This window comes from Moorena sp. SIO4G3, assembly GCF_010692305.1.
Classification (GTDB): domain Bacteria; phylum Cyanobacteriota; class Cyanobacteriia; order Cyanobacteriales; family Coleofasciculaceae; genus Moorena; species Moorena producens_A.
In genome coordinates this window covers 8135-23940 of sequence record NZ_JAAHIG010000111.1, presented here as the reverse complement: position 1 = coordinate 23940, position 15806 = coordinate 8135, and the positions used below count along the sequence as shown (strand labels likewise).

The window sequence follows — 15806 nt, the reverse complement described above, 5'->3', positions numbered from 1 at the left end:
CATTAATTCCTCTATATATGATGATAATTTGGCAATGGTTGGGTATTCTATGGCTATTGTCTCAGGTAAGTTGGTTCCTAGTTGATTTTGCAGTCGATTTTTTAATTCTATGGTCATCAAAGAGTCCTGGGATTTACCTGATTCCCTGCCTTAGTGATATTGAAGGTATTGCCAGAATCCGATAGGCTATCACCAAACACATAAAGATTAGTGAAATCTAAATCATATGCCCTAGCTTCACAGGACAATATTAAAGTAAATAGAGAAAATCCTAAGGCCGTAATTGTGTTTTTCATTTTTGATTGTCTGTGATTGTGGGTAGACCTTTCAAGACAAACCTAACAACCTACAGACATAGAGTACTGGTTTGGGTTACTCTCTTTATTAAGAGCTGGCAAAATTTTTGAATTATAGTATAAATAACAAGTAAAGTATTACAATAACTTTAATCAGAGTATATTCTTTTTTCATAGTAATGAGGGACACACTATTATTCTCCTATTCCCAATTCCGAAGTTCCCTCTTATGACTTCCCTACTCCCTGCTACCTTTTGAAGTTATCAATCCTACTTATTAGTTATTTAAAGTTTCATAAAATTACCATTTTTGCTTAACCATTCTATTATTAAGCAACGCCGAAATTTCCCCAGAGACTTTACCAATAGTAGTATCAAACTATTAAGTATCAATTTAGGCTCAACAGTGACAGCTCGGAAAGCTGCCACTGTGTGATTATAGTTAATAGTAAAATCTAGTAGGATTTATTCAACTGTTTCCGAAACAACCAGGCCAGCCCTATCACTCCTAAGGAGCCAGAAGACACTGGTTCAGGTACAGACTTAGAATCAGCCTTGTCTTGGGACTTCAGTGCTGCTAAGGTGAATTCCGCTAGGATCTGATTGCTAGCTGTCGTTGGGTGGGTGCTATCCCAAAATATAAACTCGTCTGGATTAGCACAGGCAATAAACGTTGCTTCATCTAAGCAGGTTCCCGTCACATTCGTGAAACCAAAGTTTCCAGGATTGGTCACAACCTGATTAAATAGGTCATACTCATCAAAGAATATCAGGTTAATGTCAGGTAAGGATTGGCTCAAAACGTTAAGGGTGGAGTCCAACAAAGAGTTATGCTGCTCGGTCAAATCCGTGAGGCCAGTCGATAATACACTACCTAGCCTCAGCCCTTGAGGTATCTTTCCCAAATCCGGTAAGTTAAGCACTAGGAAATTGCGAGCACCAAAGTTATACAGGGAGTTGAGTGCTGTCTCTATATTCCCCACGACCTGGGTAGGATTAGGAGGGTCAAAACTCCGGTAATCATTGCTACCTGACCACAGAATATAGAGGGCGTTGGGGTCAGCCATCTGATCAGATACGATCAGGTCATTGGTAAACCCTGCGACTTGGGTGAGTAATCCCGGTAAAAACGCCCCGAACTCACCAATGCCAGCCAATCCGGTTGTAGAACCACCAAAAGCAAAGTTTACGCTTTGAGTAGTCGTCGCACCATTGAAGAAAAAACTCGCCCTCGGGCCATCGGGAGTGATAGTGATGGGAGAAAGTATGGGGGAATCCGGTAACAGCACCGACAAATCAGTAGATGGCTTTACCTCTATGTCCAGAGCATCTGCTAGATAATCTACCCAGATCGGACCATTGCTAAAACGTCCCTGAAAGTAGGGTGGACTCTGGGGAGTGATGGGAATGGTGGGATTTACCTGATTGCTTGCCTTACTGATATTGAAGACATTGCCAGGATCCGATAGGCTATCACCAAATACATAAAGATTAGTGAAATCTAAATCATATGCCCTAGCTTCAAAGGGCAAAATTAAAGTGAATAGAGAAAATCCGAAGGCCGTAATTGCGTTTTTCATTTTTGATTGTCTGTGATTGTAGGTAGGTTTCAATCCCAAAATAAAAACCTACAGACATAGAGTAATGCTTTGGGGAAATCTCTTTATTAAGAGCTGGCAAAAATTTTGGATTATAGTATAAATAAAAAGTAAAGTATTACAATAACTTTAATCAGAGTATATAGCTTTTGTCAAAATAATGAGGTACACACTATTTTTTTCTATTACCAATTTCGAAGTTCCCTATTATGACTTCCCTACTTCCTGCTCTGTTCGCGAAGCGTGGCCTACGGCCTTAGTCCCTACTCCCTAAAACCCAAAACCTCGTACCTCACCCAATTAAAAAACGCTATAGTAGTATCAAACTATTAAGTATCAATTTAGTATCAACGGTGACAGCTCGGAAAGCTGCCACTGTGTTATCGTTAATGGTAAAGTCTAGCAAGATTTATTCAACTGTTTCCGAAACAACCAGGCCAGCCCTATCACTCCTAAGGAGGCAGAAGACACTGGTTCTGGTACAGACTTAGACTCATCCTTGTCTTGGGACTTCAGTGCGGCTAAGGTGGATTCCGCTAGGATCTGATGGCCAGCTGTCGTTGGGTGGAAGCTATCCCAGAATAAAAACTCGTCTGGATTAGCACAGGCAATAAACGTTGCTTGATCTAAGCACGTTTCCGTAACATTCGTGAAACCAAAGTCTCCAGGATTGGTCACAACCTGATTAAATAGGTCATATTCATCAAAGAATATCAGGTTAATGTCAGGTAATGATTGGCTCAAAACCTTAAGGGTGGAGTCCAACACAGAGTTATGCTGCTCGATCAAATCCGTGAAGCGAGTCGATAATACACTACCTAGCCTCAGTGATTGAGGTATCTTTCCCAAATCCGGTAAGTTAAGCACTAGGAAATTGCGAGCACCAAAGTTATACAGGGAGTTCAGTGCTGTCTGTATATTGCCCACCACCTGGGTAGGATTAGGAGGTTCGACACTCTGGTAATCATTAGCACCTGACCACAGAATATAGAGGGCGTTGGGGTCAGCCATCTGATCAGATCGGATTAGGTCATTGGTAAACCCTGGTACTTGGGTGAGTAATCCCGGTACAACCTCCCCGAACTGACCAATCCCAGCCAATCCGGTTTCAGCACCACCAAAAGCAAAGTTTACGCTTTGATTAGTCGTCGCACCATTGAAGAAAAAACTCGCCCTCGGGCCATCGGGAGTGATAGTGATTGGCGAAAGTATGGGGGAATCCGGTAACACCACTGACAAATCAGTAGATCGCTTCAGGTCTATGTCCAGAGCATCTGCTAGATAATCTACCCAGATCGGACCATTGCTAGAACGTCCCTGAAAGTAGGGTGGACTCTGGGGGATGATGGGAAGAGTGGGATTTAGCTGATTGCTTGCCTTACTGATATTGAACAAATTGCCAGTATCCGATAGGCTATCACCAAACACATAAAGATTAGTGTAATCTAAATCATATGCCCTAGCTTCAGAGGGCAAAATTAAAGTGAATAGAGAAAATCCGAAGGCCGTAATTGCGTTTTTCATTTTTGATTGTCTGTGATTGTAGGCAGCCCTTTCAAGCCAAAACTAAAAATCTACAAACATAGAGTACTGCTTTGGGTGACCTTTGGGTGATTATCTTTATTAAGATATTGCAAGATTTTTGGGTTATAGTATAAATAAAAAATAAAGTATTACAATAAATTTAATCAACCTCGATATGGTATCATGTCCGGATATCCGGAAACATCGATATTGTAAAACGTGGGTAATTGATAATTGGTAATGGAAAATTGGTAAGTGTGATTACTACCAAGCTATTCCCTATTTATCATTACCGATTACTAAAACAAACAACAACAAAGAACACGACCGAAACAACCGGACACGATTTGACAGGTTAGTCGCTTTTAAAAAAATACGGTTATGGCATTTAGATACTCTACCAGTGGTGCTACATCAGTCATTTCCAGAAGAGTAGCTGAAAAATCTTCTACTTATTCTCCTAGCAAGAATGAACTCCATGATGTCCAGGAGCCGATTATCACTGCTCCCCTAGAAGTGCGCCGAATTATAGAGCGAGTCTTACAGGCAGAAAAGGATAAACTCTATATGAAAACTCCCCGTAATATTAATGATGATATCCTAAAAATTGTCAAGGAAGAAGTTCAATGAAGCTGCTATCAATTCAGCTATGTAATTTTCGTCAGTTTTATGGTAAGACTCCCGTGATTGTGTTAGCCAGTGGCGAGCAAAACACTACGATTATTCATGGGAATAATGGTGCTGGTAAGACTACCATACTGAATGCTTTTTCTTGGGTACTCTATGAGAGATTTAGTGCTGCTTTTGCTTCAGAAGACCAACTGCTGAATAAGCGAGCTCTTGCTGAAGCTCAGTTTAATAAACCAGTAGACTGTTGGGTAGAAGTAGCATTTGAACACAATAATAAACGTTACCAAGTCAAACGTCTATGTCGTACTTACAAAACTGAGGTAGGAGTCGAGCAAGGTAACACAGAATTGTATCTACAAATCGCTGGAGATGATGGACGCTGGTTATTGCCTCAACAACTACCTGAGGATATTATTGGTCAAATTTTACCAGCTAGTTTGCACCAATACTTCTTTTTTGATGGGGAACGAATTGAACAACTGGTACGCTCGGATAAAAAGTCGGAAGTTGCGGAAGCAACCAAGACCTTGCTAGGGGTAGAAGTTTTAAATCGCTCCATTAAACATTTAAGGGAAGCGAAAAAAACCTTAGACTATGAATTGTCTTTAATTGGCGACTCGGAAACTAAGCAATTGCTTAAACAACAGAGAAAATCGGAAAAGACGAGCCAGAGTCTACTAAAGCGTCAAAGGGAAATCAAGCAGGAGTTAGAGGATAAAGATCAGCTAAAGAAGACAATTGGTCAACGGTTATTAGAACTCGGTGGCGCTCAGGAGTTACAACAGCTCCGGGATGAACTAGAAGCTAGGGAAAAGTTAATTAGAGAACAGCTAAAACAAAGTCAACATATTTTGAAACGAGCTATATCAACTCGTGGCTATACTGTGCTGCTCTCAGAGGTAAGCTCAACTTTTCAAGAAATTGTCAAAGACTTAATCACCGAAAGAGGAGAATTACCTGTTGGGATTAAGCGGCAATTTGTTGGGGATTTACTTAAACACAAGCGCTGTATCTGTGGTGTAGAATTAACTGAGGGAACTCATGCTCATCAGCAAGTAGCAGCATGGATGGATAAAGCCGGAATGGCTGAAGTGGAAGAAACCGCAATAAGGATGGGTTCCCAAGTTGATGAAATTAACCAACAGGTGCCTGAGTTTTGGCAAGATGTTGACCAACAACAAGATACTATTGCTCAGGGAAGAACTGAGCTTTCTAGAATTGAGACCCAACTAGATGATATCAAGAAAAAGTTACGTAACTTTCCCGATGAGGATATCAGTCTGCTCCAACAACAGTTGGATGAGATAGATACTAGGATTCGGGAGCTAACTCTAGAACAAGGAGGGAATCAACAACAACTTGAACAGTTGGATACAGACATTGACTTAAAGGATAAGCAGATTGCTAAGCACAAAATGAATGAAAGTAAGCAGGCGTTGATACAGCGACGGATTGCTGCTGCTCAAGATTCTATTGAACGTTTAATTGAAGTTAGGGAACGTTTGGAAACTCAGTTTCGGACTTCTTTGGAAAAGCGGGTCCAGGAGATATTTATCTCAATTTCCTTTACACCCTACATTCCTAAGTTGAGTGATAAGTATGAGTTAACCTTAGTAGAAAGTACTCTTGGGGCAGAAAACCTAGTTGCTGCGTCTACGGGAGAAAATCAGATTCTAAGTTTATCCTTTATCGGGGGAATTATTGACCGAGTTAGGGATTGGAGTCAAGAGCATTCTCTGATGGGACCTGATAGTAGTACTTTTCCTATTGTAATGGATTCTCCCTTTGGAAGCTTGGATGAAATCTATCGTCGGCGAATTGCTCATATCTTGCCTAGACTAGCGAATCAATTAGTAGTTTTAGTGACTCAGACTCAGTGGCGAGGAGAAGTGGCTGATGAGATACTTCCTTTTCTTGGTAAAGAGTATGTGTTGACTTACAATTCTCCTAAGTCTGATTGTGAAGAAGATATTATTGAGCTAGCTGGAAATCGTTATGATTTGGTAAGGCGTAGTCCAAATCAGTTTGAATATACTGAGATTATCGAGGTCGATTATGATAGCTAGTTTGTTGAAGCTTCATGGTTGATTACCCAAGTCAGTGGGGAGTTTAGCTTGAATTAGACTGTGCTTTAAGGTGATACCGTTTTTTTTAACTAATTCTCCCTCTATCTATTCGGCATTATCTCGGTAATCCTTAAGCCAGTATTATAAAGAGATAATTTTTGCTCTATGACCAACTAATGTTGAGGCTACCATAATTAGTGACTAATTTGTTATTATATCAAGTGAGTGTGATGCTCTTTAAGAGCCGCTACGCGATCCCATAAAGTAATCCCATCTAGTAATCCGATTTGTTTTGTCAATAATACTACCCTTGACAATAGGTCAAATTTATGAAATATGAATCCTGACTCCCTACTCCCTACTCCCTACTCCCTAAAAACCATAACCCATAACTTTCTGCATCAACCGATAACAAACAGCTATATATAGATATATATAAGCTAATAAAATGTCTTACAGTGAATTTACTCTAGATACACTTAAATATCAATTTAACCTATCGATTCAAGAACGAGTTAACTTATTTGAATCAGTTGAACCAGTTACTCCTAGCCCTTTATTAAAAGAGATTCTAGGAGAAAACCTACCTCTAGGATTGGAAATCGATACCGAAAAAGCGCGCTCTGAATTGATTGTTGCTCCTATTTTAGTGGAAATTCGCAAGCAATTTAACCGTAAAATAAGTCTTTTCTCTGGGACAGATTTTACTATTGATAAAAGTAAAGGGCTAAACGGTAGGTGTGATTTTATCATTAGTCATTCTCCTGAACAGTTGGATGTTACTGCTCCCATTGCTATTCTAGTTGAAGCCAAAAACGATAACCTTAAATCCGCTATCCCTCAGTGTATTGCTGAAATGGTTGCTGCTCAACTTTTTAATGAGCAAAAAAATAATCCTATTCCGTTTATCTATGGTGGAGTTACAACTGGCAGCCTCTGGAAATTTATGAAATTAATCAAAAATTCCGTTTCTATTGAGTCAGAAGAACACTTTATTGGTAATTTGGAGGCTCTGCTCGGTATTCTGTCACACATTATTAATAGCACTCGCCCTCAATCTCTTGCTGAAAGTTAGTGATAATTCTGGGATAGTGGCCATAAAAGTCGGCAAGTATACTAGAGACTACATCAAGAAGTAAGCAATAAGATTATTTATTGGTTTTAGAAAATTTAAATTTCATTATGATAATCATAATAAAACAATGATTATCCTTTGAGAGGTTGATGATAATTATGTATAATAGAGTTAATTGTTAGAAGTAGTCAATCTTATTGAAGCGCTTAGGGTTGAGCGTTATCTGGCTGCTGATGTTGCCTAATTTAACGAGGAAATTGTGCTATAATGCAAGTTTTAAGATTATCTCACGTAAAACTTAGAAGATAAGCTGGTAGCTGACGGCTGAATGCTTACAATAGCGCTCGATACCCTAATCATTGCACAATAGAATAGTTCCTTGCTCTTTCCCCTACTATGTCCATTGTCCTAACCGATACCAAAAACTCACTCTGCGACCTAATTGCTCAATATGGCTCCCGTGCCGATTACTTAGCCATTCGCTTAGAAGAAGCGGAAGGAACTAGCATTTTATTGCGGGGCGACAAGATCGAAACCCTTAGTGAAGGTCTGTCTATCGGTGGACAAGTAAGAGCATGTTATAAGGGAGGATGGGGGTTTTCGAGTTTTAACCAGCTTAGTGCTATTAAAGAACGAGTCGAAGATGCGATCGCAGCAGCTCGGATTGTGGGTAATGAAGAAACCACCCTTGCTCCCATTGAACCAAGACAGGATGTTTGCCAGTTACCCCTGACTGGTACAGACCCTAGACAAATTCCCTTGGCGCAGAAGAAAGCATTATGCGATCGCTACAATCAAATTCTCAGAAGTTATGACAATAGCATTGCTACTACTTCTGTCCGGTATGGGGATGTTAACCAGCGCATCATCATTGCTACTTCCGAAGGTACCTTGATAGAGCAGTCTTGGGCAGATCTGGAAATGCGTTTTGCTGCTACTGCTCGTAATGGCGATACTGTCCATACTGGTAGAGAAACCATTGGCTCTCGCCAAGGCTATGAAGACCTGACCAATCTTGATCAACAAGTCCATGGAGCAGCTCAACGTGCTATAGATGCTTTGTCCTTACCACCAGTTACGGGTGGTAATTATACAGTAGTCATTGACCCCATCCTGACTGGTTTGTTTGTCCACGAAGCCTTTGGACACCTATCTGAAGCTGACATGGCTTATGAAAATCCTGACTTACTAGAAGTGATGAGTATAGGGCGTCGTTTTGGCCCAAAAGAATTACAAATCTTTGATGGAGCTGCTCCCCAAGGACACCGGGGTAGCTATTTCTACGATGATGAAGGCACTCCAGCCACTACCACTCAGTTGATTAAAGATGGTGTATTCGTTGGACGTCTTCACTCCCGTGAAACTGCTGGTAAGTTAGGGGAAACTCCTACTGGTAATGCTCGTTGTCTCAATTACCACTATCCTCCAATTGTTCGGATGACTAATACTTGGATAGGACCCGGAGCCACTCCAGTAGCAGAGTTGTTCGATGATATCACAGTAGGAGTCTATGCTCGAAATTGGCTAGGAGGTATGACTAATGGTGAAATGTTTACCTTTAGCGCTGGAGAAGCGTGGATGATTCGCAATGGTCAAATTGCTGAACCTGTGCGAGATGTTACTCTTTCTGGTAATGTGTTCAAGACCTTAGCTGATATTGAAGCTATTGGTGATGATTTCTATTGGGATGAATCCGGTGGCTGTGGTAAAGGTGGACAAAGTGGCTTAGCTGTAGGTTGTGCAGGACCAAGTTTAAGGATTCGGAATGTGGTAGTTGGTGGAGAAGTTGAAGGTTGAAGGTTGTTCGCGTAGCGTGGCCAAAGGCCAAGGTTGAAGGTTTGGAGGTTGTTCGCGTAGCGTGGCCAAAGGCCAAGGTTGGAGGTTTGGAGGTTGTTCGCGTAGCGTGGCCAAAGGCCAAGGTTGGAGGTTTGGAGGTTGTTCGCGTAGCGTGGCCAAAGGCCAAGGTTGGAGGTTGAAAAACAAAGGAGCAATGACTAATAGACCATTAGCAAAAGTCTAAAACTATTCTCTACAATCGAAGCCTATTGTCTGTGATTGTTATTTAATCCAAAGTTCCCTACAACTGTAGCAACAGTAATGACTATGCAACGGTTGGTGATATCACCTGCACAGTGTCAAGACCAAGGGATTGTTTTAACTGATGCCCAACAGCATTATCTAATTAGAGTGTTGCGGCTTAGAAAAGGCGATCGCTTTATTGCTATGGATGGAGAGGGTGGTTGGTACGTTAGCGAGCTAGAAGGTGATTTGACTCAAGCTAAAATTGTTGCATCTGAGCACATTCAAACTGAATTGCCTAAACAGGTAACCTTGATGGCTGCGATGCCTAAAGGGAGTGGATTTGAGCAAATTTGTCTGATGGCAACGGAGTTGGGAGTGACTCGGATTGTTCCCTTGAAAAGCGATCGCACTTTACTCAATCCTAGTCCTCAAAAGCTCCAGAGGTGGCGACGGATTACCCAAGAAGCAGCAGAGCAATCAGAACGGGAAGTTGTTCCGAAAATTCTTGACCCTGTTGACTTTTCCGATAGTCTTCAGTTACCCGAAACCCTAGAAGCCTATCGCTATATTTGTGTAGCTCGGGGAAAGGCTCCCCATCTACTCAATTGCTTATTAGATTTACGATTAGAATTGGATACTGCTCAAACAGACCCTGCTCAACATCCTGGCATTGTCATTGCTACTGGACCGGAAGGTGGTTGGACAACTCAAGAGCTAGAACAAGCCACTGCTGCTGGATTTATCGCTGTTTCTCTAGGAAGTCGCATTCTTCGAGCTATCACTGCTCCTATTGTTAGCTTGTCTATAGTAGCAGCAGTGTCGGAATCATCAGTTAGGACAAAAGGTGATAATTTTGCTTGAGCAATTAATAATATCCATCGGCAACTGAGGCAATAAACTGGGTTTTTCCATGATTCAAGTCAATTACTATAGCGCTAGTTTAAGTGTGAAATTAAATCTAATCATCCTATATAACCCTTAACTCCTCTAAAAGGGTAGCGCTAGTGAATTTTTTTGGATCACAGAATTTTTCTAAAACTACAACGCTATAGTAAACTAGCTAAAATAAAAATAGCGCTAGATAATTTTCGCTCCAAATAAATATAGCGCTATTTTAAAAAGAAAGATTAAAACCAATCACTCACTTGATCTATCCCTTAAGCCCTGAATAAGGTTCGCGCTATAGCAAAGCCCATGAATCCCAAAATTAAATTAGCGCTATAGTATAGCCATCAACCCTAATCATCCCATATACTCTTTACCACCCCTAAAAGAGTAGCGCTATTTAAATTCCCGGTATCACTTTGTAAATTTTTGTAAAAATTTTGCACAGACAGAAATAATGTGTTAAGCTAAGTATAGCGCTAATTAAAGGAGCAAAAAAAATGACAGTGGTCGGAACTACCCAAGCAGCTTTTCTTCTAGGAATTTGTGTCCAACGAGTCCGTCAACTTCTCAAAAATGGCAGAATTAAGGGCGCTCAAAAAGTTGGCAGATTTTGGCAAATTCCCCTATTTAACGGCTTGCCCAAGGTCAGTCCCGGTCGCCGTGGACCAAAGGGAACCTGGAGAAGAGGTTTCCAAAAGGTGGCCACTTACGTTCATGTCAACCAAAACATCATTAGGCAAAATAAAAAGAACAACACCTACGAGCCTGTCCTAACCGTCAAACAAGGTAACCGCAACACCTACGGTCATTATGTGGAAATCAAAGGACCGTCTCGGTTGGTTTATCAGCCCAATTGTCCCAAGGATTGTGGAGCTACAGTGTGGCTGGAAGTTGATCCTTCTGTGGAAATTTTGACTAAACTTTTTGGCTAGTGGGATTTTGCTATTTTTGGGTCTGTTTAGGGGAACTAGCGGTGAATCCTTATCCCAATCTGGGGTCAGCGCTCATGCCAGTGTAAGATTGTGTCAAATTTTATTGGCGCTGATTGCTTTTAAGACCTTCTTGCCTTGCTGCCCTCTGCCTTAAAAAGATAAGCAAAGTACTTCACCCAATTAAAAACTGCTATACTATTTATTTATCTAAGTATACTTGTGGAATGTAGGATAGAGTTCCATCAGCAATCTTGATTTATATAAAAATCTATTTAGGCTATAATATTTGGTATATAGCAATGCTACGACTTGTGAGGTACACAATTTCTAGATTTTAGGGAACAGGGAACAGGGAACAGGGAACAGGGAAGAGATAAGATGGAATAGGGATGCGCTGCATTAAAACAGGGAATCAACGTCAAGGAAGTCTGTACCTCATGATTCCTAAAAACGCTATAGAAAGGGTGAAGCTTCTTAGAGCAATAAATTTGGAACTGGTTATAAAGTTATTTTTTGTCGTTTTACCGAAAATACTTTTAGACTGTGACAAGTAATTTATATTCAAAGAAAACCGTAGTTGTTGCTAAATCGGATCCAGCTGACTACACAACAATTGCGGAGGCGATTAAAAATGCCCAACCTGAAACCATAATTTTAGTAAAGCCAGGGATTTATAGAGAAAGCATTGTTATTGATAAATCTCTAGAAATTTTAGGAGATGGGAAAGTCTCCGATATTGTTATTGAGGCCACTAATCTGAACTGCATTCTGATGCAAACAGACTATGCAATAGTGCGAGGCTTCACTTTGCGAGAATGCACTGTAGGTGTGTGTGTCCCCAAGGGAAAGTTAATCCTTGAAAATTGTGATCTGACCGCCTATGAATGTGGTATAGTTATTTGTGATTCTAAAGCAAATCCCATTATTCGTCGCTGCTGTATTCATGATGGACAAGGTAACGGGATTCAGATTAAAGATAATGGTCAAGGAGTAATAGAAGACTGCGACATCTATGGTCATACTTATCCAGGAGTTGAAATCACTAAAGGTAGCAATCCCACTATCCGTAACTGTCGTATTTATGATGGTAAACAAACCGGAGTCTGGATTACAGACAATGGATTAGGCACCATAGAAGACTGCGACATCTATGGCAATACTTATCGAGGAGTCGATATCGATACAGGTAGCAGTCCCACCATCCGTAGCTGTCGGATTTATGATGGTAAACAAACCGGAATTTTGATTACAAACAATGGATCAGGCACTATCGAAGACTGCGATATCTATGGCAATACTTATGGAGGAGTTGATATTGATACAGGTAGCAATCCCACCATCCGTAGCTGTCGGATTTATGATGGTAAACAAAATGGAATTTGGATTACAGATAATGGATTAGGTACCATAGAAAACTGCGACATCTATGGCAATACTTATCAAGGAATTAAGATCACTAAAGATAGCACTCCCACTATCCGTAGCTGCCGGATTTATGATGGTAAAAAAACCGGATTTTTGATTACAGACAACGGATTAGGTACCATAGAAGACTGCGACATCTATGGCAATACTTATCCAGGACTGGCGATCACTAAAGGTGGCAATCCTATTATCCGTCGCTGTCGGATTTATGATGGTAAACAAACCGGAGTTTGGATTACCGACAATGGATTAGGAACTATAGAAGACTGTGATATCTATGGCAATACTTATCGAGGGGTTGATATCGATACAGGTAGCAATCCCGCTATCCATAGCTGCCGGATTTATGATAGTAAAAAAAACGGAATTTGGATCACAGACAATGGATTAGGCACCATAGAAGATTGTGAAATATATGGCAATACTTATGGAGGAGTTGATATTGATACAGGTAGCAATCCCATTATCCGTAGCTGTCGGATTTATGATGGTAAACAAAATGGAATTTCGATTACAGATAATGGATTAGGAACTATAGAAGACTGCGATATCTATGGCAATACTTATCAAGGAGTTAAAATCACTCAAGATAGCAGTACCACTATCCGTAGCTGCCGGATTTATGATGGTAAACAAAATGGAATTTGGATTACAGACAATGGATTAGGCACTATAGAAGACTGCGATATCTATGGCAATACTTATCAAGGAGCTAAGATCACTAAAGGTAGCAATCCTACCATCCGTAGCTGTCGGATTTATGATGGCAAACAAACCGGGATTTTGATTACAGAAAATGGATTAGGCACCATAGAAGACTGCGGCATCTATGGTAATATTTATCCAGGAGTGGGGATCACTAAAGGTGGCAACCCTACTATCCGTAGCTGTCGGATTTATGATGGTAAAAAAAACGGAATTTGGATTACAGATAATGGATTAGGAACCATAGAAGACTGCGATATCTATGGCAATACTGCTCCAGGAGTTGAGATCACTAAAGGTAGCAATCCCACGATCCGTAGCTGTCGGATTTATGATGGTAAAAAACCCGGTATTTTGATTACAGACAATGGATTAGGCACTATCGAAGATTGCGAAATCTATGGCAATGCTGCTCCAGAAGTTGAGATTGATAAAGGTAGCAATCCCACTTTTCGTCGCTGTCAACTCGAAAACCATCCTTTCCCAGGAAGTAAAATTGAAAAAGGACGTAATCCATTCTTTCGTCTATTCTTATGACTAATAAACCCTTATAGTTAGGAATTGCTAGTATACTGGGTCTTTCTATTGCCTTATGGCCTAAATTTTGAGGCATGATCAGTTTTAAAGACTGGGCAATTTTCAATAAGTATAGGTTAATGACATGAGGTTAATTGGGATAAGTTTTTCACTCCAATTCGTTGACTGTCGGAAATTTCAGCAATTTTTGATGATCGTGCCTACACACCAGGAGTGTTGATCACCATAGGGCTAGCTTAATCAACTTCAGTCCAATTCGTTGACTATCGGAAATTTCAACAATTTTAGAAATAATGCGATTCGGGCAAAGCCCGACGCTACGCGTTCGCGAAGCGTGACTGCATGTCAATCGTGTTAGCTTGAGCAACTTCCTTAGTTATCGTAAATTACAGCAATTTGGGATAATCAGGATACTACTAGCAAAAGCAACAAAGCCGTGAAAATCGTTTACTGTCGGAATTTCCAGCAATTTGGGAAATCAGCGTTCGCGTAGCGTGACTGCATGTCAATCGCGTTAAATTAATCAACGCGCGATAGTTATCGAAAATTCCAGCAATTTGGGCTAATAACAATAGCACCTTGTTGAGCAGCTTCGATGAAAATCGTTTACTGTCGGAATTTCCAGCAATTTGGGAAATCAGCGTTCGCGTAGCGTGACTGCATGTCAATCGCGTTAGATTAATCAACGCGCGATAGTTATCGAAAATTCCAGCAATTTGGGAAATCAGCGATTCGGGCAAAGCCCGACCCTTGGCCGTAGGCCACGCCAAAGGCGAACGCGATCGCGTTAGATTAAGCAATGCGCGGGAGTTATCGAAAATTTCAGCAATTTCGGATGATCACGACAGCGCCTTGTTCATCAATGCGCAGGAGTTATGGAAAATTCCAGCAATTTTGGAAATCATGATAGCGCTAGTTTAATCGATTTCGGTAGTTATCGAAAATTACAGCAATTTTTGATAATAACAATAGCGCGTTAGATTAAGCAACGCGCTATTGTTATCGAAAATTCCAGCAATTTCGGAAATCAGCGTTCGCGTGGCGTGACTGCATGTCAATCACGTTAGATTAAGCAACGCGCGATAGTTATCGAAAATTACAGCAATTTGGGATAATCACGATAGTGCTAGCTTAATCGATTTCGTTAGTTATCGGAAATTACAGTAATTTGGGATAATCACGTTCCCGTAGCGTGACTGCATGTCAATCACGTTAGCTTAATCGATTTCAGTAGTTATCGAAAATTCCAACAATTTCGGATGATCACGATAGTGCTAGTTTCAGCAACAAAGGGTGAAAATCCTTTACTGTCGGAATTTCCAGCAATTTGGGAAATCAGCGTTCGCGTAGCGTGACTGCATGTCAATCGCGCTAGCTTAATCAACCCACGATAGTTATCGAAAATTCCAGCAATTTTTGATAATAACAATAGCGCTAGTTTAATCAATGGGTGCTAGTTATCGAAAATTCCAGCAATTTCGGATGATCACGATAGCGCTAGCAACAGCAACAAAGGGTGAAAATCCTTTACTGTCGGAATTTACAGCAATTTTGGATAATCGCGTTCGCGTAGCGTGACTGCATGTCAATCGCGCTAACTTGAGCAACGGGCGATAGTTATCGAAAATTCCAGCAATTTGGGCTAATAACAATAGCGCTAGCTTAATCAACGAGCGATAGTTATCGAAAATTACAACAATTTCGGATGATCACGATAGCGCTAGCTTCAGCAACAAAGCCTGAAAATCCTTTACTGTCGGAAATTCCAGCAATTCGCGATCGCGTAGCGTGACTGCATGTCAATCGCGCTAGCTTAATCAACCCACGATAGTTATCGAAAATTCCAGCAATTTTTGATAATAACAATAGCGCTAGTTTAATCAATGGGTGCTAGTTATCGAAAATTCCAGCAATTTCGGATGATCACGATAGCGCTAGCAACAGCAACAAAGGGTGAAAATCCTTTACTGTCGGAATTTACAGCAATTTTGGATAATCGCGTTCGCGTAGCGTGACTGCATGTCAATCGCGCTAACTTGAGCAACGGGCGATAGTTATCGAAAATTCCAGCAATTTGGGCTAATAACAATAGCGCTAGCTTAATCAAC

17 protein-coding genes are annotated in these 15806 nt (G+C 40.8%); 7 read left to right on the top strand and 10 right to left on the bottom strand.

The window, feature by feature from the left end:
- The 4 genes from F6J99_RS45660 to F6J99_RS20175 all read right to left on the bottom strand — a co-directional run.
- The coding region (locus F6J99_RS45660; protein ID WP_365973746.1) for an acyl carrier protein at positions 1 to 117 on the bottom strand (117 nt) is incomplete at its 3' end.
- Positions 117 to 296 carry a hypothetical protein gene (locus F6J99_RS20185; RefSeq protein WP_293114691.1) on the bottom strand — a complete coding sequence of 60 codons (180 nt, stop codon included), beginning with the start codon at positions 294 to 296 and terminating at the stop codon, positions 117 to 119. The genes F6J99_RS20185 and F6J99_RS45660, both read right to left, overlap by 1 nt.
- Before the next feature lie 455 nt (positions 297 to 751).
- Positions 752 to 1876: an SGNH/GDSL hydrolase family protein gene (locus tag F6J99_RS20180; protein ID WP_293114689.1), complete on the bottom strand. Its 1125-nt coding sequence runs from the start codon at positions 1874 to 1876 to the stop codon at positions 752 to 754.
- Positions 1877 to 2293: 417 nt separating this feature from the next.
- Positions 2294 to 3418: an SGNH/GDSL hydrolase family protein gene (locus tag F6J99_RS20175; protein WP_293114687.1), complete on the bottom strand. Its 1125-nt coding sequence runs from the start codon at positions 3416 to 3418 to the stop codon at positions 2294 to 2296.
- A gap of 381 nt (positions 3419 to 3799) precedes the next feature.
- On the opposite strand from F6J99_RS20175, the gene F6J99_RS20170 reads away from it, so the two are divergent.
- The 4 genes from F6J99_RS20170 (at position 3800) to F6J99_RS20155 (ending at position 8986) form a co-directional block, all read left to right on the top strand.
- Positions 3800 to 4048, top strand: coding sequence for a hypothetical protein (locus F6J99_RS20170; RefSeq protein WP_070390895.1), 249 nt, complete (start codon positions 3800 to 3802; stop codon positions 4046 to 4048).
- Positions 4045 to 6114: an AAA family ATPase gene (locus F6J99_RS20165; RefSeq protein ID WP_293114685.1), complete on the top strand. Its 2070-nt coding sequence runs from the start codon at positions 4045 to 4047 to the stop codon at positions 6112 to 6114. Before F6J99_RS20170 ends, F6J99_RS20165 begins: the two co-directional genes overlap by 4 nt.
- 448 nt (positions 6115 to 6562) lie before the next feature.
- The gene (locus tag F6J99_RS20160; protein ID WP_293114683.1) at positions 6563 to 7189 is read left to right on the top strand and encodes a hypothetical protein; all 627 of its coding nucleotides are present in this window, start codon (positions 6563 to 6565) and stop codon (positions 7187 to 7189) included.
- Between the two features lie 396 nt (positions 7190 to 7585).
- On the top strand, positions 7586 to 8986 hold the full coding sequence (locus tag F6J99_RS20155; RefSeq protein ID WP_293114681.1) for a TldD/PmbA family protein: 1401 nt from the start codon (positions 7586 to 7588) through the stop codon (positions 8984 to 8986).
- Here the strand turns inward: F6J99_RS20155 and F6J99_RS20150 are convergent.
- Positions 8942 to 9172 carry a hypothetical protein gene (locus F6J99_RS20150; protein WP_293114679.1) on the bottom strand — a complete coding sequence of 77 codons (231 nt, stop codon included), beginning with the start codon at positions 9170 to 9172 and terminating at the stop codon, positions 8942 to 8944. The genes F6J99_RS20155 and F6J99_RS20150 overlap by 45 nt on opposite strands.
- Positions 9173 to 9292: 120 nt before the next feature.
- On the opposite strand from F6J99_RS20150, the gene F6J99_RS20145 reads away from it, so the two are divergent.
- The 3 genes from F6J99_RS20145 to F6J99_RS20135 all read left to right on the top strand — a co-directional run bounded on the left by F6J99_RS20145 (position 9293) and on the right by F6J99_RS20135 (position 13698).
- Positions 9293 to 10072 (top strand): 16S rRNA (uracil(1498)-N(3))-methyltransferase, encoded by a 780-nt coding sequence (locus tag F6J99_RS20145; RefSeq protein WP_293114693.1) that lies wholly within the window; start codon positions 9293 to 9295, stop codon positions 10070 to 10072.
- Between the two features lie 524 nt (positions 10073 to 10596).
- Entirely contained in the window at positions 10597 to 11031 is a 435-nt protein-coding gene (locus F6J99_RS20140) for a helix-turn-helix domain-containing protein (RefSeq protein WP_070390900.1), read from the top strand.
- Positions 11032 to 11574: 543 nt separating this feature from the next.
- Positions 11575 to 13698 carry a right-handed parallel beta-helix repeat-containing protein gene (locus tag F6J99_RS20135; protein WP_293114677.1) on the top strand — a complete coding sequence of 708 codons (2124 nt, stop codon included), beginning with the start codon at positions 11575 to 11577 and terminating at the stop codon, positions 13696 to 13698.
- A 416-nt stretch (positions 13699 to 14114) separates the two neighbouring features.
- Here the strand turns inward: F6J99_RS20135 and F6J99_RS20130 are convergent, their stop codons facing one another.
- From F6J99_RS20130 to F6J99_RS20110, 5 genes are all read right to left on the bottom strand, one after another.
- Positions 14115 to 14498, bottom strand: coding sequence for a hypothetical protein (locus F6J99_RS20130; protein WP_293114675.1), 384 nt, complete (start codon positions 14496 to 14498; stop codon positions 14115 to 14117).
- A 434-nt stretch (positions 14499 to 14932) separates the two neighbouring features.
- Positions 14933 to 15127 (bottom strand): hypothetical protein, encoded by a 195-nt coding sequence (locus tag F6J99_RS20125; RefSeq protein ID WP_293114673.1) that lies wholly within the window; start codon positions 15125 to 15127, stop codon positions 14933 to 14935.
- A 28-nt stretch (positions 15128 to 15155) separates the two neighbouring features.
- Positions 15156 to 15368, bottom strand: coding sequence for a hypothetical protein (locus F6J99_RS20120; RefSeq protein ID WP_293114671.1), 213 nt, complete (start codon positions 15366 to 15368; stop codon positions 15156 to 15158).
- 10 nt (positions 15369 to 15378) lie between these two features.
- Complete coding sequence (locus tag F6J99_RS20115; RefSeq protein WP_293114669.1) at positions 15379 to 15564, bottom strand: hypothetical protein; 186 nt, start codon at positions 15562 to 15564, stop codon at positions 15379 to 15381.
- Between the two features lie 28 nt (positions 15565 to 15592).
- Positions 15593 to 15806 (bottom strand): hypothetical protein (locus F6J99_RS20110; RefSeq protein WP_293114667.1); only part of this gene is annotated, 214 nt, incomplete at its 5' end.